Origin of the sequence: Pseudomonas sp. (assembly GCF_049590575.1) — a bacterium.
Classification (GTDB): Bacteria; Pseudomonadota; Gammaproteobacteria; order Pseudomonadales; family Pseudomonadaceae; genus Aquipseudomonas.
Genome location: NZ_JBAWDE010000057.1, coordinates 17833 through 37294, shown reverse-complemented (window position 1 = coordinate 37294; position 19462 = coordinate 17833). Strand labels below are relative to the sequence as shown.

Sequence of the window (19462 nt, the reverse complement as noted above, 5' to 3'; positions counted from 1 at the left end):
CGCCCACTACTCAAGGGGTCGCCTACCAGAGAAATCTAACCCCCGGTCGGCTCCCCGACCGGGGGTTTTGTTTTTTCAGCCCTGATCAATTTTGCTTCGCACCCAACACTAAAAGGACTCACGACATGAACCACGCCACTTATTACCGCTACGACACTTGCACTGCATGGCGATTTAGCCAGCTCCGTTCGGGACAGCCTGCCGCCTCCGATCGGTCACCTATTGGTGGCAAGCCAACACACGCAGCCAATACGGCCCTTTGTCGAACACCCCAGTAGGGCAGAGCGTGCGGGAACAGCCCGCCGCTTGCCCAGGAAGCCTTGAATATGAACTCCTCCGTCGCCGCCCTGCCCGTTTCGAACCTGATCAGCGCCAATGAAGCCCTGACCCAGCGTCTGCCCAGCGCTCTAGAGCTCAAGCACCAACTGCCCCTCAGCCCGTTCCTCAACGAACAGATCCACGCCCATCGCCAAGCCGTGCGCGCCATCCTCAATGGCGAAGATTCACGCTTACTGGTGATCGTCGGCCCGTGCTCGATCCACGACCCGGGATCGGCCATGGAATACGCGCGCAACCTGAAGAAGGTGGCCCTGGAAGTCAGCGACCAGATGCTGCTGGTGATCCGTGCCTACGTCGAGAAACCACGCACCACCATCGGCTGGAAAGGCCTGGCCTACGACCCGCACCTGGATGGCAGCGATGACATGGCGGCTGGCCTCAGCCTGTCCCGCGAGCTGATGCGCGAAATGCTGCGCCTGGGCCTGCCGGTCGCCACCGAGCTGCTGCAACCCATGGCTGCCGGCTACTTCGATGACCTGCTCAGTTGGGTCGCGATTGGCGCACGCACCACCGAATCGCAGATCCACCGCGAAATGGCCAGCGGCCTGGGCATGCCGGTCGGGTTCAAGAATGGCACCGACGGCGGCGTCGCGATTGCCTGTGACGCGATGCGCTCGGCGTCCCACTCGCACCGCCACTTCGGCGTCGACAGCCAGGGCCACCCGGCGATCATTCAAACCCCGGGCAACCCCGACACGCACCTGGTGCTGCGCGGCGGCCACCGTGGGCCGAACTACGATGCGCAGCACGTGGCGCAGGTGAAACACGACCTGGCCAAGTCCAAGGTCGCCGCGCGGATCATGGTCGATTGCAGCCACGCCAACAGTGGCAAGGACCCGCTGCGTCAACCGGCAGTGTTCAATGACGTGCTGGAACAGCGCCTGCAAGGCGACACCTCGTTGATCGGCATGATGCTCGAAAGCCATCTGTTCGAGGGTTGCCAACCGCTGAGCGCGTCGATGCAATACGGCGTGTCGGTGACCGATGGTTGCCTGGGCTGGGACGGCACCGAGCAGCTGTTGCGCAACGCCGCAGAACGTTTGCGCGCGCAACACTCAATCGCGTGACCAATGACGATCTACTGTGGGGGCAAATCGCATCCCACAGCGGATCTGCGCCAGGCGCCACTCGTGATCGCTGGTCAAAAGTCCTTTTCGGACACGGCGGTTTTTCCGAAGGAACGACGGGCGGATACTCGACTCCATTGTTCATATCCCTTCAGGAGTTACTGATGTCTACCCCCACGCACGCTGTACCCGCCTTCGGCCTCGGCACCTTCCGCCTGCAAGGCCAAGTGGTCATCGATTCCGTGAGCACCGGCCTCGAACTGGGCTATCGCGTCATCGACACTGCGCAGATCTATGAGAACGAAGCCGATGTCGGCCAGGCGATCGCCGACAGTGGAGTGCCGCGTGATGAGCTGTTCATCACCAGCAAGATCTGGATCGCCAACTTCGCCGAAGGCCAGTTGATCTCGAGCCTCAAGGAAAGCCTGCGCAAGCTGAAGACCGACTACCTCGACCTGACCCTGATCCACTGGCCGTCGCCGGAAGACCAGGTGCCCGTCGCCGAATTCATGGGCCAATTGCTGGAAGCCAAGCGCCTGGGCCTGACGCGCCAGATCGGCGTTTCCAACTTCACGATCGACCTGATGAAGCAAGCCATCGCCGTCGTCGGCGCCGAGAACATCGCCACCAACCAGATCGAACTGCACCCGTACCTGCAAAACCGCAAAGTGGTGGATTTCGCCACCGCGAATGGTATTCAGATCACCTCCTACATGACCCTGGCCTACGGCGAAGTGCTCAAGGACCCGGTCATCCAGCAGATCGCCGAGCATCACCAAGCCACACCGGCACAGGTGACCCTGGCCTGGGCCATGCAACTGGGTTATGCGGTGATCCCTTCGTCGACCAAGCGCGACAACCTGCAAAGCAACCTCAAGGCCTTGCAACTGACCTTGAGTGAGGCCGAGATGGCACAGATTGCCGGCCTGGAGCGCGGCCACCGCCTGACCAGCCCCAAGGGCATAGCGCCGACGTGGGACTAAGCAGCGGCAATGGGCGTGCGCGATAACTCGCGCAGCCACGGCAACACCCGCAGGCCAGCAGTGGCTGCGGGTGGGTCGATGATGTCCATGAAGTGTTCGAGGTTGACGTTGTCCGGCATGCCGGGCAGGCGCACCAGCAAGGTCGGCGTTGCGCCGATCGGTGTGCCCGGTTCCAGGAGATCGTAGAGCAGCACATGGCGTACCTGGGGTTGAGGCCCGCAGGTATGCAGCGCCAGGCCCGCATTGATGATCAGCACGTCAAACGGCTCAGCCGGAATGGCGGTGAGGATCTGGACTTCCTCAAAGGTCTGCACCGGCACGATCCGGTGGTATCCCAACTGGTTGAGCATTTTTTCGATGTACAACCGTTGCTGGTGTTGCTCATCGGCAATCAGGATGGTGAGTGCTTTGTTCGGCATGGCAAACCCCTGGGCAGGCAGTGCTCGGCAGTGAGCGCGGCCCATTTTCCAGACATCTCCCAAAGACAAAATCAGCAATGTTCCCCGTTCTCGTAGGAGTTGTCCCAAATCCTCCGAGCGGGCATCCAACCCGGTCAAGCCTGCTGGCAAAAACGGCCCAGGTTTTGATGCAAACGGTCGATGGCGACGCCTACTGCCTCCACCGCAGCAGCCAATGCGCTGTGATCACGCCGTTCACACACGCTCTCCAACGTCTCGCAGGATGCGACCAGCGCCAGGGACTTGACCATGCGCGCGCCCCCTTTGACGCGGTGGGCAAGGTCGTACAAGTTGGCGAAGTCAGGCCGCTCCGGTTGGGCCATCAATAATGCGCGGTCTTCTTCCAGGCTGCCAAGCAAGGGCACCAGCAGTTCGATGAGCGCCCCCTTGTCGTCGCCTGTCAGCGTGATCAGCGCATTTAAATCAAACACCGGTTCAGGTTCAGGTTCAGGCTCACGCGTATCGGCACTGGCGGTGCGCGATGCCAACGCCGAGCGCAAATCATCCAGCCCGGTAGGCTTGAACAGGCAACCGTCCATGCCGGCCTCCCGGCAACGTTCGGTCTCCTGGGGCTGGGCATTGGCGGTAAACCCGAGCAGCAGGCACGGCTTGGCGCCACGCTGGCGTTCTTGTTCACGAATATCACGCGCCAATGCGTAACCGTCTTTGACGGGCATATTGCAATCGGTTATCACGCCATCAAAATCACCGGCCTGCCATACTTCAAACCCTTGGGCGCCGTCATCGGCCGTGACAATGCGATGCCCCAGGAAACTCAGCTGTCGCGCCAGCAGCAGGCGGTTGGCCGGGTAGTCATCCACCACCAGGATATTCAATGCACGCGCCGCCGGGTTCTGCGCAACAGGCGCGGACGCCGGCACCGCCGTGGTCATCATCAACGTCAAGGTCACATCCACTCGCGTGCCCTTGCCCAGCACACTGCTCAAGTGCAACTGGCCACCCATCATCTCGCACAGGTTACGGCTGATCATGAGCCCCAGGCCCGAACCACTGCGCGCCGACTGCTCGTGATTGCTACCCTGCACAAACGGATTGAACAAGCGCTGCTGATCTTCGGCGCTGATGCCAATCCCCGTGTCTTCTACCCACAGACGCAGGTTCAGTTGCCCGTCATTCATGCCCTGCCCCCCCTGGGCGCCCAGGCGCACCTGGCCAGCGCCGGTGAATTTGATCGCGTTACCCAGCAGGTTCGACACCACCTGCTTGAACCGCAGCGGGTCGATCAGCACGGAGCGGTCGATAAACGGGTCGAGCTCAACCTGCAGCAGCAGGCCCTTGTCCCGCGCCAGCCCCTCGAACACCCGCACCACCGAGGCCAGAATGTCGTGCACATTGGCCGGCTCCAGGGTCAAGGACAGGTGGCCGGATTCGATGCGTGCAATATCGAGAATATCGCCGATCAGCTCCAGCATGCTCCGCGATGCTACCGACGCCACCTCCAACGCATCGCGATCGGCCCGGCCCTGCTCGGCATTTTTCAGGGCCAGCTCGATCATGCCGATCACCGCGTTCATCGGCGTTCGAATCTCATGGCTCATGGTCGCCAGGAACGTGGTCTTGGCACGGTTGGCGGCGTCAGCCTCCTCCTTGGCCTCCTGCAACTGGCCCAACAAGCGCTGGCGCTCGCTGACATCCACCCAGCCGGCAATCATGCCCACGACGCTGCCATTGCTGTCCCGGTACGGCAGCATCCATTGGTAGATGGTCAACACACCGCCATCAGCCAACTTGAGTACGCGGTCATGGATCTGCGGCTCGCCCAGTTCCATCAAACGCAAGTAATCGGTATGAAAGGACTGAGCCTGGGGCGGGTTGCCGGTGTCGGTCTCGATCACAGTCTTGCCGATGACTTCTTCTAATTTGAACCCAAACACATCGAGGTAGGCGTTGTTGCAGGCCATCAACCGGCCTTGGCGATCGCGTACATAGATCGGGTGCGGCGTGCCGTCGATCAGCACGCTCATGAACCGCATCTGGTCACTCAAGGCCCGCTCGGCCTGGGAACGCTTGCGGATCAGGTTGCGCAGGTAGAACACCCAACCGAGGGTAACCAGCAGCAGCAACACAGCCAAACCAAAGCCCTGAATAATCACGCTGCGGTGATGTATCCAGTAGCTGTCCTCAATAATGATTTCGCTGCGCCAATGGTTGGTCAGCTCATCCATTTCTTCGGGGGTAATGCTCAACAAGGCTTTGTCGAGGATCGAATACAACTCCAGTTGGCTGCGGTTGACGCCAAACGTGAAGCGCGCGGGCTCCCTGCCGACGGTGCTGGTGATACGCAGGCGGTCACGGTAGAAGCGCGTGATCATGTAGCGGGCGCTGATCAACGAAACCACGGTCGCATCCACAGTGCCCTTGGCCACCAGCGCCAAGGCATGCTCGGTGTTCTCCGCGCCGACATACTCAATGCCGGGGTAATCCGCGGCAACCTGCGCGACCAGGCTGTTACCGCTGACCAGCGCCAGGCGTTTGCCGGGCATATTCTCCAGAGTAGTCAGGCGGTCATTGTTGGCGGACACCACCAATACATAGGGGGTGGTCAGGTAGGGCCGGGTAAAGCGGATCTTCTCGGCCCCCTCGACGCTCGGCGTGACAACCCCCAACATGTCCACTTCGCCGATATTCGCCGCGTCAATTTGGCTCAGCATCGAACCGCCCCGCTGCACATCGAACTTCAAGCCGGTGCGCAGGCTGATCCGTGACAGCACCTCGGCGCTCAACCCTTCGAATTGGCCTTGCTCGTTAAAAAACGACAGCGGCACAAATTTGTCGAACGCCACCACCTTTACCCGCGGATGCTTTTCCAGCCAACGCTGCTCACTGTCACTCAGGCGCAGGCGCTCGGCGCCCAGGAAGCCGATACCGCCGGCACTCCAGCGGCGCAGGATTTCCAATTGTTTTTCGGCCGGAACAGCGGCCAGCGCGACATTGAGAATGTTGCGCAGGCGCCGGTTTTCCCTGACGACGGCAAGCCCGAACGGATAGGCTTCCATCGCGGAAAAATCCGCCATCCGCACATTATTGAGGTGGTTCTTGTTGATCAGGTAACGGGTGCTGATGGCGTCGCCCAAGTACACATCCGCCTGGCCAAACGCCACGGCGCCAAGGGCTTCGAAGGTCGAGCCAAACAACAGCAACTGCGCCTTGGGGTAAAAGGCCTGGACGGCCTCGGGTTGCATATAGTGATAAAGCATCGCCACGCGACGCCCCGCCAGGTCGGCGCTGAGCACCTGGGTGTCACTCACCCGCGTCACCAGCGTGGGCTGATCATTGGCGTAGGCACGTGACAGCACCAACTCCGGGTCGACCGCCTCATAACCGTTGGCCGAACCGACAAAATCCACAGCGCCGGTCTTGAGTGCCTCAATCACCTCGTCGCGGGTGTCGTAGCGTCGCACTTCAACATCAATGTTCAGTATTTGGGCGACCAGCGCTACGTAGTCGGCGCTGATGCCTTCAATTTCATCCTGATTGTTGCTCATTTCAAAGGGCGCGTAATCGGGCGCCGACACGCCCATGTACAACGTGCGCCGCTCACGCAACCAGCGCCAGTCGGATTCGTCGAGCTTCACCGTGGCATTTTCAAGCGATGAATGGCCCAGCAACCGCAAGTTCTGCGGTTCGTCCAGGGCCATCGCCATCAGCGGCAGCAAGCCCATCAGCAGGATGGCTGGGAGGTTGATCCGCAAGGAGGTGCGCATATCAGATCAGATGATTGCGCTGCGCGAACTTGGACAGGTGCACTACCGAAGACATACGCAGCTTTTCCTTGAGTCGGGTCTTGTAGGTGCTGATGGTCTTGTGACTCAACAACATGCTCCTGGCGATTTCATTATTGCCAAGGCCCAAGGCCAGCATTTGCAGTACGGTCAATTCTCGATCGGACAGCGACTCTATCAACTCCTGTTCGGTGGACTGCAAATCGTCGCGGCGCACTGAACTGGTAGGCAGGCTCGGAAAGCAACTGTAGCCGGACCGGATGGCCCTAATCGCCTTTTGCAGCTCATCCAGTTCGCCGGTCTTGGCGACAAAACCCATCGCACCGGCACGCATGCAACGGGTGGAAAAGAACACCGCCAGGTACGAGGTCAGTACCAGGATCTTGCAAGGCAGATCCAGCGCCTTGATCCGACTGATCACCTCCAACCCGCCGAGCCTGGGCATCGCCAGGTCAAGAATGATGATGTCCGGACATTCCTGGCGTGCGAGCTGTAGGGCGTCAGCGCCGTTACCCGCTTCGAAAATGCTGTCGAAGCCTTCTTGCTTCAACAGATACTTGACCGTAGCGCGTATAAAAGGATGGTCATCCACAACTAAAGCTTTGTTGCTCATAAAACTCCCCTGAGAGGATCAGTACGCTCACATATCACGCGAGACCTATCTACCTGTGAAAAGTACCAGTTCCGATAAACGGTACTGATTACTCGGTGCAACACACCAGGCAGTACAGGCCCCTCCTGTTGAAATAACACGCTTGGAGAAACGCTTGCCCCGCAAACCGCAGCTGGATTCCTGAGCGAGTGCGGCGCGCAACCTTAACAACGGCGTGTTGTTTCAAATGAAGGGATAATCTTGCGTACTTGTGGGACTTTTCCTCGTAATCGTAGGGGACTTACTCCGTGGTACTAGGACTCCAGAAAGCCTGCACCACCAGGGTCGACAGAGAGATGCGCGCCACCAGGGCGTCCAGCTCATCTCCGTCGACCGAGGTCACCGCCAGCTTGGCTTCAATCTCGACCTCATCAGCGCCAAACGGTCGCACGTCGACATCACTGGCCGGGTAGTTACAGCGCGCCAGCTCGGCTTCCAGCAATGCCAGCACGGCTTTCTGCTGGGTGCGCCGGGCGATCACATACAGGATATTGGTGACCTCCGCCGACACCACATCCAGTGGCTGGCGGTTGATATTGTTGACAATCGGCCGCAGCAGCGTATTGGCCGCCAGCACGAACAATGTGCCCAGCAGCGCCTCAAGGATCAGGTCGGCACCGGCACAGGCCCCCACCGCCGCCGACGCCCAGAGCGTCGCGGCCGTGTTCAGCCCGCGCACATTGCCTTCTTCACGCATGATCACGCCGGCCCCCAGGAAGCCGATGCCCGACACCACATACGCGACCACCCGCACCGCGCCTTCGGCACCGCCCAGGCGGTTGGCCATGTCGACAAAAATCGCCGCGCCCACCGCCACCAGCACATTGGTACGCAAGCCCGCCGTGCGCTGGCGGTACTGGCGCTCAAAGCCGATCAAGCCTCCGAGGATGAACGCGGCAGTGAGGCTGACCAGGGTATCGATCAGGGAATTGAGGTTGATGTTGTTGATTGCTTGCATAGGACATCGTCCCTGTTCATTGCCAGCCAAACTTACGGATGTAGTAGCCCTTCACCGCTTGGGTCAGCGCCATGTACGCCAGCAGGATCACCGGCAAAAACACAAAATACAGCGATGGCAGCGCCTGCAATTTGAAGTAGTGCGCCAGCGGCCCCATCGGCAGGAAAATCCCCACAGCCATGATCACCGCGGTCATCACCATCAACGGCATGGCCGCGCGGCTTTGCAGGAACGGAATTTTCGGCGTGCGGATCATGTGCACGATCAACGTCTGGGTCAGCAGCCCCACCACGAACCAGCCGGACTGGAACAGTGTCTGGTGGTCGGGGGTGTTGGCATCGAAGACATACCACATCAGTGCAAATGTGGTGATGTCGAAGATCGAACTGATCGGCCCGAAAAACAGCATGAAGCGCCCCACATCACCCGGCTGCCAGCGCTGCGGTTTGGCGAGCATTTCGGCGTCGACGTTATCGAACGGAATCGCGATCTGCGAAATGTCATACAGCAGGTTTTGCACCAGCAGGTGCATCGGCAGCATCGGCAAGAACGGGATAAACGCACTGGCCACCAGCACCGAGAACACGTTGCCGAAGTTCGAGCTGGCAGTCATCTTGATGTACTTGAGCATGTTGGCGAAGGTGCGCCGGCCTTCCAGTACGCCCTCCTCCAGGATCATCAGGCTTTTTTCCAGCAGGATGATGTCGGCCGCTTCCTTGGCGATGTCCACGGCGCTGTCCACCGAGATGCCGATATCGGCAGTGCGCAGAGCGGGCGCGTCGTTGATGCCGTCACCCATAAAGCCCACCACATGCCCGTTGGCCTTGAGCAGGCGGACGATGCGTTCCTTGTGGGACGGCGTGAGGCGCGCGAACACATTGGTGGTCTCCACGGCCTTGGCCAGCTCGGCGTCGGTCATGTCCTCGATGTCGTTGCCCATCAGCAAGCCCTGTTGCTCCAGGCCCACTTCGCGGCAGATTTTTGCGGTGACCAGCTCGTTGTCACCGGTCAGCACTTTGACCGCCACGCCGTGGGCCTTCAGGGCCTTGAGGGCGGGCGCGGTGCTTTCCTTCGGTGGGTCGAGAAACGCCACGTAGCCGATCAGTGTCAGGTCTTGTTCATCCGCCAGGCTGTAGGTCTCGCGCCCCGGTGTCATCGGTTGTGCGGCCACGGCCACCACGCGCAGGCCTTCTTCGTTGAACGCCGCGGTCACTTGGCGAATGCGCGCCAGCAACTCATCGGTGAGCGCTTCATTGCTGTCGCCATGGCGCACGCTGTTGCACACCGAGAGGATTTCCTCCACGGCGCCCTTGCAGATCAACAGGTGCGGCAAGCCTTCCTGGGCCACCACTACCGACATACGCCGGCGGTTGAAGTCGAACGGAATCTCATCGACCTTCTCGAACGCAGTGCCGACTTTCAGCTCGCGATGCACTTCCACGTGCTCCAGCACCGCCACGTCCAACAGGTTTTTCAGGCCGGTCTGGTAGTAGCTGTTGAGGTAGGCCATTTCCAACACGTCGTCGGACTCTTCGCCCCACACGTCCACATGCCGCGCCAGGAAAATCCGGTCCTGGGTCAGGGTGCCGGTCTTGTCGGTGCACAGCACATCCATGGCACCGAAGTTCTGGATTGCGTCAAGGCGCTTGACGATGACTTTTTTGCGCGACAGAAACACCGCGCCCTTGGCCAGGGTGGACGTGACGATCATCGGCAGCATTTCCGGGGTCAGGCCCACGGCAATCGACAACGCGAACAGCAGCGCTTCGGTCCAGTCGCCCTTGGTGAACCCGTTGATGAACAGCACCAACGGCGCCATCACGAACATAAAGCGGATCAGCAACCAGCTGACTTTATTCACGCCATGCTGAAACGAAGTGGTCGCGCGGTCGGTGGCGGTCACGCGCTGGGCCAATGCGCCGAAATAGGTGCTGTTGCCGGTGGTCAGGATCACCGCCGTCGCGGCGCCGGACACCACGTTGGTGCCCATGAACAGGATGTTTTCCAGGTCCAGCGGGTTGCGCGTATGGGCGTCCTGCTGATGGGCGAATTTTTCCACCGGCATCGATTCGCCGGTCATCGCCGCCTGGCTGACGAACAGGTCCTTGGCACTGAGCACGCGGCAATCGGCAGGGATCATGTCCCCGGCCGACAGCACGATCAGGTCGCCCGGCACCAGCTGTTTGATCGGCAGCTCGATGCGCTTGGCCGCATCGCGACGCAACACGGTGGCGGTGTTACTGACCATCGCCTTCAAGGCGTCGGCGGCTTTGTTCGACTTGGCTTCCTGCCAGAAGCGCAGCAGCGTCGAGAGCACCACCATGGAAAAAATCACCGTGGCCGCCTTCATGTCCTCGGTCAGCCAGGAGATCACCGCGAGCAAGGTCAGCAGCAGGTTGAACGGGTTTTTGTAGCAGTGCCACAGGTGCACCCACCAGGGCAGCGGCTGCTCGTGTTCCACCTCGTTGAGGCCGTATTGCACGCGCAGCGCGTCGGCTTCCAGGGCGTTCAAACCCTCCGAATGGCTGCCCAGCGTGCCCAGCAACTGCCCGGCACTGCTGTTGGCCGCGCCCACCAGGGTTTGCGCCAGGGTTGGCGGCACTTCACGGCTGACGCTGGCGTCAGTGACGGTGTCGAGCATCGCCAGGCGGCGGAAATGCCGGGCGATATGCCGGGTCCGCAGGAAGCCGGCGAAGAACTCTTTCAATAGAGTGAGGTTCATGGTGTTACTCCTGCGCGAGGAAAAACCGTCGTGCAGGTACTGCCCTTCTGCGCCGCGCCCGTTCTACAGGCACAGCCAGGGTGGCCCGCCCGCCGTGAAAGGCAGGCGCGTCCGTAGCATCCCGAGGTCAGTCAGGTGCTGGTCAGCGTCGATGAGAGGGATCGCACAGGGCCAGGGCTGGCCACTGCCGGGATGCCGCTTCTCGCTAGGTGGCGAGACAACGGCATCGGAAAAATGCGCGTTATCTTGCCAAGTATGTGCCGGTTACCGAGACCGGCCGACAACTGTCACTCGAACAAGTACCCACTGAGGGTCTCCGCTATTGATGAAAACGCGCGAAGCTTACGCCCCGGTGATAGGAGAGTAAACCGTAGGAAAGCGTCCGCATGGTGAATCAGAAAATTCTTCAGGGAGGGTTCAGGAAGGCGAATCCGGCCGGTCTCGCGGCACCCATTGCAAGTACTCATCAACCTGTTCGCCAGGCAGCGCCTTGACCTGGATCGACACGCTGTTGACCTGCTGACCCATGCTGATCCCTTCGCGGGTACGCACCTGCACATAGCCCAGCTTTGGCCAGAAACGCTCGGCCTTGGTATTACCGATCACTACCGTCAGCCGCAGCCACCGCGCGCCCTGCAGCACCGCCCAGGCTTCGAGGTCCGCATGCAGCCGGTGCGCCAGCCCAGTGCCATGCAGCCGCGTATCCACCAGCAACAGCCCGATATGCCACACCCCGACTGCGAGCAAATCCGCCGCGATATTTACCACGGCGACCAACCGCTGTTCAGCGTCGCGATAACCCAGCCAGTACATCCGGCTGCAACGCCAGCCCGGCGGTAACTCGCCCTGCAATTCTTCGTGCGCTTCAGTCGGCGTGGCCGGCTCGCCGTTGACCGCAATAAAGTACGCCGGCGCGCGTTCAAAAAAGCACTGCAACTCGGGCGCATCGTCACTCAACAGCTCAACCACCCGGATGCCCTCCAGGGAGCAGCCAGGCAACGCCTGATTCTCAACGTCCATGTTCATTTACCCTCAATCGTCGCGCGTCAGCACTTCCAACAACTCAATCTCAAAACGCAGATGGCTGTTGGGCTTGATATGCGCGCCCATCGAGCGCTCGCCATACGCCAGGTGCGCCGGCACAAACAGCGTGCGCACGCCGCCGACCTGCATGCCCATCAAGCCCTGGTCCCAGCCCTTGATCACCCGCCCGGTGCCGATCACGCACTGGAACGGCTTGCCGCGCTCCCAGGACGAATCGAACACTGTGCCGTCTTCCAGGGTGCCGGTGTATTGAGTGGTGATCAGCGCGCCTTTGACCACGGTTTTGCCGGTGCCTGGGCGGATGTCGGTGATCTGCAGTTCGTCGTTGCTCATGGGGGCTCGCTGGATGCGTAAAGGGTGGGGTTTTCCCAGAATTGGGTGGGTTTGGCAAGTTCAGAAACAGCACACCTGCTTCCACCTACAAAAGAACAAGACGTGCCTTAGCCCGAAATCACATGCTGCTTATTTTCGGCTTTGGCCCCTATGCCCAACCTGTTAAGGGACCATTAGCTCTCAGCAGGGAACATCAGAATGACCATCGGCTCCACGTTCAATCACCCAGCAGATATCGCTCAAAAACAACGTCGTGAAAAGCGCGCCACTCACAAAAAATGGACAGCACGATTCCCAAACCCTCCGGATTTATGCTTTGACTATCGTGCACTGGTAGAGCAACAAAATGGCATTGCCCAAGCAACTGATACAGGCCATACCATCTGCATTATCGGCGCTGGAATTACAGGCCTGACCACTGCACGAGAATTGCATAGATGTGGATTCGCGAACATTACATTAATTGAAAAATCAAATCGCATAGGCGGGCGCCACCTGACCGCACTTGGGAATAACAACACCCGAACTGATGGTCGACCGCCGTTTGAAATGGGCGCTATGAGAATGCCTTTCTTCAATAAATCAAACGAGCCCCCCAAAAACGGTCGCTCGCTCATGGCCTATTACGCTAACGAATTTGAACTGGTGCATTCCGACTTCCCCAACCCTGGAAGTTCTGCAGTGCATTCAACCGGCATCTACCTACGCGAAGGAAGCCTAGAGAGTGCCAGCGAACCCACCCTGCTGATCTGGACAAATACTGATGGAAAAACACCGCCTCCAGGCGAGATATTAGGTGCTGTCTTTGCCAAGTGGAAGATATTCGCCGAACGCATGACACTTCACGTCTCCGAGTATTACGGCTCCCAACACTGGGAGTTCATGTGGGCAGCTATAGTAAAAAAATACGAAGGCACTTCATTTCGTGACTTGGTGAAGATGTCATCTATCGATCACTGGCGCCAAAGTGACCCTGGGAATTTCGGTGGGATGGGTATGACTGCACAAGAGTCTGCCGTGTTCTATTCCATCGGTATCGGCGACGGTAGCTGGGGAGCATTTTATGATGTCTGTTCGATCTACCCGATACGTACGGCAATATTTGGTTTCAGCAGCCATTTACAGTTGATTCATGGCCGTGTCAATTCAGATGGTAAACCTATCGCATCACCCTACTTAAACGCTGGAGAAACACGGGATTCGAGAGGCCTAAACTTCAACAAGCCAAATTACATTGGGCTTGGCTCGTTGGCGGAGTCCCTACTATTCATAAAGCCGAGCGAGACAATCGACTCACTCTATGAGCACCTAATTAAACGCCACTCAGGACTGCTGACTAACAGTTCAGTCACACAATTGAAAAAACTTAAAAATGGCAAAACACGAGTTTACTACGACTGGCACGCTACCCGGACAGAGGCGATGAAGAAGGAGTTTATTGACGTTGACTCCGTTGTCATGACACTCCCTTCATGGCTGATAGAAACTCAAGTCCTTCTTGAGGGTTTCACTCAAGAGATGCTTCCTTTTGAAATAATATCAGCGTACAAAACAGCTCATTGGGAAACCAGTTGCAAAGTATATGCACCGCTCAAAAAATCATTCCTGTCACATAATAAAAACATCCCCCAAGCCATTGTATCCGATAGTTTCATACATGACGTATACACCTACCGATACAACGACAACAACACTTACGACTGTATACTTTTGAGTTATACCTGGGAAGATGACGCGACAAAGCTATCACTGTTCAGCGATAAAGAACTTATCGATAAATGCATAGCAGAGCTAGACAGAATACTTTTAAAGTCAACAAACATCAAAGAGCGAATCTCCCCCTATATAGGACGTGAGCAGGCCGTCGTCCAACGCTGGATGAATGACAAACACGCCCTTGGCTGTGCAAAGCTCTATCGCCCCGGCACCTACTACGACGCTGTCAGCCTGATGAAATACAACAGAGATTTTTCCCACCACTCGGGTCTTTATCTCTGCGGTGAATCTTTTTCCGTTGACGCCGGCTGGACAGAACCTTGCTTCAGAGGCGCCTTAGACACTGTGATTAACATCTGCAGCAAAACCCACGCACGCTTCAATGGTGGCTTTACGATGCAGGACTACCCTGAATATAAAACAGAGAATTGAATCTATATAAGAGAAATCGACTACAGAGCAGCAGGAACCATCTGACTTTCATTTAAACATTTTGTCGCCTCTTATAAACATCCAACCAATCCCGGTTGCATAACAATAAGAGGTCAACCCCATGAGTGAACGAACCAGCCCTGCCCGCGTTGCCGTTATTCAATTCGACCCACAAGTCGGCATGGCGAATCGGGGCGACAACCTGCGCCAAACCCTGGTACTGGCAACCGAAGCGGCAAACGGTGGCGCCAACCTGATCGTGCTGCCGGAGCTATCCAACTGCGGCTATTTTTTCAGTAACCGCCAGGACGCCTTTGATCATGCCGAGGCGGTTCCGCAGGGGCCGAGTACCCGGGAATGGATTGATTTTGCCTGCAGGCACCAGGTGTATCTGGTAGCAGGCCTCAGCGAAATTGATGGCATGCAGTTATTCAACACTGCCGTTTTGGTGGGCCCCGAAGGGTTCATCGGCAAGTACCGCAAAGCCCATCTATGGAACATGGAAAAGCTTTGGTTCACGCCAGGTGACACTGGCTTTCCAGTGTTTGAAACGCCAATCGGGCGCATCGGCTTGCTGATTTGCTGGGATATCTGGTTCCCGGAAGTGCCGCGAATTCTCGGCCAGCAAGGTGCCGATATCATTTGCAGCCTGAACAACTGGGTGTGGACGCCTCCCCCGCTGTTCGATGAGGCCGGGAAGTGCATGGCGTCCTACCTGACGATGACAGCAGCACACGTTAACAATGTGTTTATCGCTGCTGCCAGTCGCATCGGCGAAGAGCGTGATGCCCGCTACCTTGGATGCTCGTTGATTGCCGGGACCAATGGATGGCCAATCGGCGCAGTGGCTTCTGCCAATCGCCAGGAAATTCTCTTCGCCGACATCGATATCACGAGCGCCCGCAGTGCGCCGATCTGGAACAGCCTCAATGATTTGCAACGCGACCGACGCAATGATCTTTATGATCAGATGCTCGGGTATTCCCAACACCCTGCCCTGCCTCGCTGAGTGGAGGGCAAACCATGGAAACGTTACTCACCAAGAAGGCGCCAACCCACTCACGAGCGGATATCACGGTGCTAGCCCTGGGGCTGTTCACCACCGCGCTGGTGCTGTGGATTGTATTCAGCTATCAAGGCTCCTGGCCGGGATACGCAGAGATGGTGACAGCCTTGCATGATCCTCTCGCATGGTTGCGTTGGATAGTAGGGGATGTCAGCGAGGTTGCCTTCTACAAGCATGAACTCGCTTCACTGGGTCTGCTGAGCGGCGCCTACCTGGCCTGGTGGGCGAGCAAGCGCGGCAAGGCATGGCAAGGTTTTTCGATCTGCTATGGCAGTGGTTTATGGCCTTGGTTGGTGACGAGTTCACTGATCGGGCTATTACTCAGCAACCTGCTGTGGGGCTGGAGCGTCACCGCCGACACTTGGCAGCCTACTTTTGCAGCCTTTGTTTCTCTGCCGGCAGCGATGGTGCTGATGTTCGGTGGCGGTTGGAAAGTCGCGCTCAATGGTGCGGTGCTGGGGGCGTTGCTGGTCACCCCGATGTGCTTACTGATCGTCAATTTCGTGTGCGTACCGCTGGGGTTGCCAGCAGTGATCGGTAGTGTGCTGGGTATGGCGGTTGGAAGTGTCATCGCATTCGTGCTGTGCCGCCTGATACCTTCGCTGGTGCGTTCAGACTACATCAGCCCAACCATGCCAATTCCCGCCACGGCGCCCAACTATGGATTGATATGGAGCTTGCGTAGAGTGCTGGCGGACTTTTCTGAAGCGCCCTTCTTCGGCAATGAACTCGCCAGTCTTGGGCTGTTAGCGGGCGTGCTGATGGCCTATTTTCTGAACCCAATGAGCCCGGCTTACGGGTCGGGCCTGATTCTGCACCTGATAGGCGCGCAAGCGCTGACGTCAGCATTGGGCGTCATGATCTGGAGACATCAGTGGATAAAGCGGAGCTGGTATCCGACGTACGTTCCGCTGGTATCGGTCGTTCCAGCGGCCGTGCTGACCCATGGCGGGAGTTGGATGGTGATCGGCTCAAGCGCCTTGTTAGGTGCGCTGATCGCACCACCTCTGGCGTGTGCCATTGCAGCGAGGCTGCCGGCTCACTTTCATCCCTATATCGGTAACGTCAGCTCAATGGCTTTGAGTACGCTGATGATTGTGCCAGTCGTAGGTTGGCTGGCCGCTTGAAGGATGTGGTTAGGGGCTTGCCCCCTAACCACACTTGAACTCAACGAACGATTAAGCCAACGGCACGCGACGTGTAGTCAGCGCCATACGGCCCACGAAGAAGCTCAACGCCGCGCCCAACAACAGCATGGCCAAGGTGCTCCAGGCTGCGCGGGACAGTTGCTTGGCAGCCACTTCACCGGCTTCGCGGGCTTTCTGCTCGGCCTGCTGCTTCAGCTCGTCAACCTTCTGCATGGCTTGCTGATAAGCCTGGGCGTAGTTGTCGACGATCTGCGTGGCTTCTTCTTTGCTCTTGCCGGTGCGGGCGGCCACGATGTTGACCAACGCGTCTTTGTCCGCTGCATTCAGCGCTGGCTCACCGGAGGCTTTCACGCGTTCGAACCACTGCTTCAGCGCGTCGCCAGCCTGGGCTGGGTTGGCTGCTGCGTCAGTTGCCGATTGCTTGCCATCCGCTGCGGCCTGGTCGGTTTTCTGCTCGACGTTGGACGGGTCCAACTCAGGCTTGCCGCTCTGCTTGAGCAACGTATCCAGCTCGCCTTGCAGGCTGTTCCAGTCCAGCTGGATGCCCTGCTCGTTCAGTTGCTGCTTGACGCTGTCACTGATGCCCGGCGCCGCTGCAGCAATGCCGCTACCGGCAGCCGACAAGCCTTTGCCCACCACATTACCGGCAGTGCCGACGACGCTGGCGGCCAGACCGGCCAGCAGCCAGGTGGTGAACAAGGTGGTCAGGGTCCAGGTCAGCACACCGTGCAGGCCGCCGCGATCCGGCGCGGTGCGGCCAGCCACGAATGCACCCAGGGCGATGGAGATCAGCGTCGAGACAAACAGCCAGATACCGGCGCCGGTGCCGAAACCGCTCAACGGGTTGCCGGCCTGCATCGGGTCGACGGCACTCGCGCCGATGGCAGTGCCCAGTACGCTGAGCACCAGGTAGGTCACCAGGGCAATTGCACTACCGGCCAATACCGAGCTCCAGGACACACGAAACAGCGATCGATTGGTTTCATAGACAGTGGTCATACAAAGGTCCTTCACAAGTTATAGGAGCAAGGCAAGTTGCCTTGTTGGGTGTGAGTGTGGCGAAAGGACATCGGTTCAGTCGTGGCCCAAATGCACCAGCACCACTGGTGCATTCGCACTCCCATAGGTGCAATTTCTTTGCACTATCCCGAGCCCCATCTGTCGTAGGTTTATGCGTCTTTTTCCAGGAGAAACCATGAGCCAGGATGTTCTTGCCAAAGAAACCAACCGCCGCCAATTGCAGCAGATCATCTCCGGGCTATCCGACGGGATCATCCTTGCCGAGGTCGACCAGACCCTCCTCTGGGCCAACGAAGCCGCGCTGAAAATGCATGGGGTCGATGAAGTCGCCGCCCTGGGCGCCAACACCCAGGAGTACGCCGAACGCTTCGCTTTGCGCTATCGCAATAATCATCCGCTTGCGCTTGAGAGCTACCCGCTCGCGCGCGCGGCCGCGGGGGAGGAATTCAGTGACGTGGTGGTGGAAGTCACGCCTGTCGCCGATGAAGATAAGACCTGGGTCCACCGCCTGCGCAGCCTGCTGATCAATGACTCCCACGGCGAGCCGGAACTGCTGGTGCTGATCCTCAGCGACGCCACCGAGTGGGCCAGCGCCGAGCAGCGTTTCGAGAAAACCTTCAACGCCAACCCAGCGCCCGCAGTGATCTGCCGTCTCAGCGATTTGCGCTATATCAAGGTGAACCAGGGCTTTCTGGAAATGACCGGCTACAACCGCGACCAGGTCATCGGCCGTTCGGTGTACGAGCTGGATGTGCTGGAGCAGGCCGAGCGCAAGGACCTGGCCGTGCAGCGCCTGGGCGAAGGCGCGACCATCCCGCAGATGCAGGCCGAGCTGAAATTACCCGAAGGCGGCAGCAAACTGGTGATCGTCGCCGGCCAGCCGCTGGACATGAACGAGGAAGACTGCATGCTGTTTTCCTTCACCGACCTGGAGCCGCGCCGCAAGGCAGAAATCGCCCTGCGCCAGAGTGAAGAGCGCTTCGCAAAATCCTTCCGCCTGACGCCAGTGCCGACCCTGGTGTGCAACGCCGCCAACCGGCAGGTGGTGGATATCAATGAAGCCTTCATGACCATTACCGGGTACACCAGTGAAGAACTGATCGGCAAAGCCATTGAAGAAATCAACTTTATCGACAGCGGCCCGGCGGCTGCGCAGCTGTTCGCCACGCTGGAGAAAGCCGGCAACCTCGACGGCCAAGACCTGAAGGTGCGCAAGAAAGGCAATGAAGTGATCGACTGCGTGCTGTCCGCCGACACCGTGATCATCCAGGATGTGCCGTGCTACCTGCTGGTGCTGATGAACATCACCGAGCGTAAACGCTCGGAGTTGGAGCTGGTGGCAGCCATCGAGGAAGTCATGCAGGACGCCTCGTGGTTCAGCCAGACCCTGATCGAGAAGCTGGCCAACGCCAAGAGCGTCAACAGCCCCAACCTGCCGAACGTGGCCTTCACCGACCTGACCGCACGCGAGCGTGATGTGCTGGGGCTGATCTGCGAAGGCCTGGCCGACAAGGAAATCGCCTCGCGCCTGAAACTGGCCCCCAACACCGTACGCAACCATGTGGCCACGGTATATTCCAAACTGGGGGTGCATAGCCGCAGCGCAGCCATCGTCTGGGCCCGTGAACGCGGGCTGTTTGCCGGTGAACTGCGCATAAAAAGCAAGCGCTGAAAGTGCAAATGCACTAGCACGGCTAGTGCGAATTCGCCTTATGGCGCAGGGGCGTAATCCTTAACCTTCAGGGGTGAGTACAGGGCCAGTCCCTGTGCCGTCGCGAAAC

Annotated in this window: 14 protein-coding genes; 6 read left to right on the top strand and 8 right to left on the bottom strand. The window is 58.8% G+C overall.

All coding sequences use genetic code 11. The features are described from left to right. The first annotated feature begins 326 nt into the window (after positions 1-326). Positions 327-1406: a 3-deoxy-7-phosphoheptulonate synthase gene (locus WBR57_RS04295; RefSeq protein ID WP_424082442.1), complete on the top strand. Its 1080-nt coding sequence runs from the start codon at positions 327-329 to the stop codon at positions 1404-1406. A gap of 164 nt (positions 1407-1570) precedes the next feature. Further along, positions 1571-2389 (top strand): 2,5-didehydrogluconate reductase DkgB, encoded by an 819-nt coding sequence (dkgB, locus tag WBR57_RS04290; protein ID WP_424082440.1) that lies wholly within the window; start codon positions 1571-1573, stop codon positions 2387-2389. Here dkgB and WBR57_RS04285 read toward each other — a convergent pair. From WBR57_RS04285 to WBR57_RS04255, 7 genes are all read right to left on the bottom strand, one after another. Continuing rightward, positions 2386-2808, bottom strand: coding sequence for a chemotaxis protein CheY (locus WBR57_RS04285; protein ID WP_424082438.1), 423 nt, complete (start codon positions 2806-2808; stop codon positions 2386-2388). The genes dkgB and WBR57_RS04285 overlap by 4 nt on opposite strands. A 134-nt stretch (positions 2809-2942) precedes the next feature. Further along, positions 2943-6572 (bottom strand): transporter substrate-binding domain-containing protein, encoded by a 3630-nt coding sequence (locus WBR57_RS04280; protein ID WP_424082436.1) that lies wholly within the window; start codon positions 6570-6572, stop codon positions 2943-2945. Position 6573: 1 nt separating this feature from the next. Further along, entirely contained in the window at positions 6574-7203 is a 630-nt protein-coding gene (locus WBR57_RS04275) for a response regulator (RefSeq protein ID WP_424082434.1), read from the bottom strand. 280 nt (positions 7204-7483) lie between these two features. Next, on the bottom strand, positions 7484-8200 hold the full coding sequence (locus WBR57_RS04270; RefSeq protein WP_424082432.1) for an MgtC/SapB family protein: 717 nt from the start codon (positions 8198-8200) through the stop codon (positions 7484-7486). Between the two features lie 16 nt (positions 8201-8216). Further along, the gene (gene mgtA / locus WBR57_RS04265; protein WP_424082430.1) at positions 8217-10922 is read right to left on the bottom strand and encodes a magnesium-translocating P-type ATPase; all 2706 of its coding nucleotides are present in this window, start codon (positions 10920-10922) and stop codon (positions 8217-8219) included. Positions 10923-11339: 417 nt separating this feature from the next. Then, positions 11340-11942: a GNAT family N-acetyltransferase gene (locus WBR57_RS04260; RefSeq protein WP_424082428.1), complete on the bottom strand. Its 603-nt coding sequence runs from the start codon at positions 11940-11942 to the stop codon at positions 11340-11342. Positions 11943-11954: 12 nt separating this feature from the next. Continuing rightward, entirely contained in the window at positions 11955-12299 is a 345-nt protein-coding gene (locus tag WBR57_RS04255; protein ID WP_424082426.1) for an FKBP-type peptidyl-prolyl cis-trans isomerase, read from the bottom strand. Between the two features lie 198 nt (positions 12300-12497). Between WBR57_RS04255 and WBR57_RS04250 the strand changes: the two genes are divergently transcribed. From WBR57_RS04250 to WBR57_RS04240, 3 genes are all read left to right on the top strand, one after another. Then, positions 12498-14447 carry a flavin monoamine oxidase family protein gene (locus tag WBR57_RS04250; RefSeq protein ID WP_424082424.1) on the top strand — a complete coding sequence of 650 codons (1950 nt, stop codon included), beginning with the start codon at positions 12498-12500 and terminating at the stop codon, positions 14445-14447. A 121-nt stretch (positions 14448-14568) separates the two neighbouring features. Beyond that, positions 14569-15456: a nitrilase family protein gene (locus WBR57_RS04245; protein WP_424082423.1), complete on the top strand. Its 888-nt coding sequence runs from the start codon at positions 14569-14571 to the stop codon at positions 15454-15456. Positions 15457-15470: 14 nt separating this feature from the next. Then, positions 15471-16640 (top strand): hypothetical protein, encoded by a 1170-nt coding sequence (locus tag WBR57_RS04240; RefSeq protein WP_424082421.1) that lies wholly within the window; start codon positions 15471-15473, stop codon positions 16638-16640. A gap of 51 nt (positions 16641-16691) precedes the next feature. On the opposite strand, the gene WBR57_RS04235 is transcribed toward WBR57_RS04240, so the two are convergent. Then, on the bottom strand, positions 16692-17660 hold the full coding sequence (locus tag WBR57_RS04235) for a hypothetical protein (RefSeq protein WP_424082419.1): 969 nt from the start codon (positions 17658-17660) through the stop codon (positions 16692-16694). 196 nt (positions 17661-17856) lie between these two features. On the opposite strand from WBR57_RS04235, the gene WBR57_RS04230 reads away from it, so the two are divergent. Continuing rightward, positions 17857-19353 carry a PAS domain S-box protein gene (locus WBR57_RS04230; protein WP_424082417.1) on the top strand — a complete coding sequence of 499 codons (1497 nt, stop codon included), beginning with the start codon at positions 17857-17859 and terminating at the stop codon, positions 19351-19353. Positions 19354-19462: the final 109 nt, after the last annotated feature.

Excerpts from the sequence above, each read along its gene's own strand:
- WBR57_RS04295 (WP_424082442.1), top strand. The coding sequence starts at position 327 with ATGAACTCCTCCGTCGCCGCCCTGCCCGTTTCGAACCTGATCAGCGCC.
- dkgB (WP_424082440.1), top strand. The coding sequence starts at position 1,571 with ATGTCTACCCCCACGCACGCTGTACCCGCCTTCGGCCTCGGCACCTTC.
- WBR57_RS04285 (WP_424082438.1), bottom strand. The coding sequence starts at position 2,808 with ATGCCGAACAAAGCACTCACCATCCTGATTGCCGATGAGCAACACCAG.
- WBR57_RS04280 (WP_424082436.1), bottom strand. The coding sequence starts at position 6,572 with ATGCGCACCTCCTTGCGGATCAACCTCCCAGCCATCCTGCTGATGGGC.
- WBR57_RS04275 (WP_424082434.1), bottom strand. The coding sequence starts at position 7,203 with ATGAGCAACAAAGCTTTAGTTGTGGATGACCATCCTTTTATACGCGCT.
- WBR57_RS04270 (WP_424082432.1), bottom strand. The coding sequence starts at position 8,200 with ATGCAAGCAATCAACAACATCAACCTCAATTCCCTGATCGATACCCTG.
- mgtA (WP_424082430.1), bottom strand. The coding sequence starts at position 10,922 with ATGAACCTCACTCTATTGAAAGAGTTCTTCGCCGGCTTCCTGCGGACC.
- WBR57_RS04260 (WP_424082428.1), bottom strand. The coding sequence starts at position 11,942 with ATGGACGTTGAGAATCAGGCGTTGCCTGGCTGCTCCCTGGAGGGCATC.
- WBR57_RS04255 (WP_424082426.1), bottom strand. The coding sequence starts at position 12,299 with ATGAGCAACGACGAACTGCAGATCACCGACATCCGCCCAGGCACCGGC.
- WBR57_RS04250 (WP_424082424.1), top strand. The coding sequence starts at position 12,498 with ATGACCATCGGCTCCACGTTCAATCACCCAGCAGATATCGCTCAAAAA.
- WBR57_RS04245 (WP_424082423.1), top strand. The coding sequence starts at position 14,569 with ATGAGTGAACGAACCAGCCCTGCCCGCGTTGCCGTTATTCAATTCGAC.
- WBR57_RS04240 (WP_424082421.1), top strand. The coding sequence starts at position 15,471 with ATGGAAACGTTACTCACCAAGAAGGCGCCAACCCACTCACGAGCGGAT.
- WBR57_RS04235 (WP_424082419.1), bottom strand. The coding sequence starts at position 17,660 with ATGACCACTGTCTATGAAACCAATCGATCGCTGTTTCGTGTGTCCTGG.
- WBR57_RS04230 (WP_424082417.1), top strand. The coding sequence starts at position 17,857 with ATGAGCCAGGATGTTCTTGCCAAAGAAACCAACCGCCGCCAATTGCAG.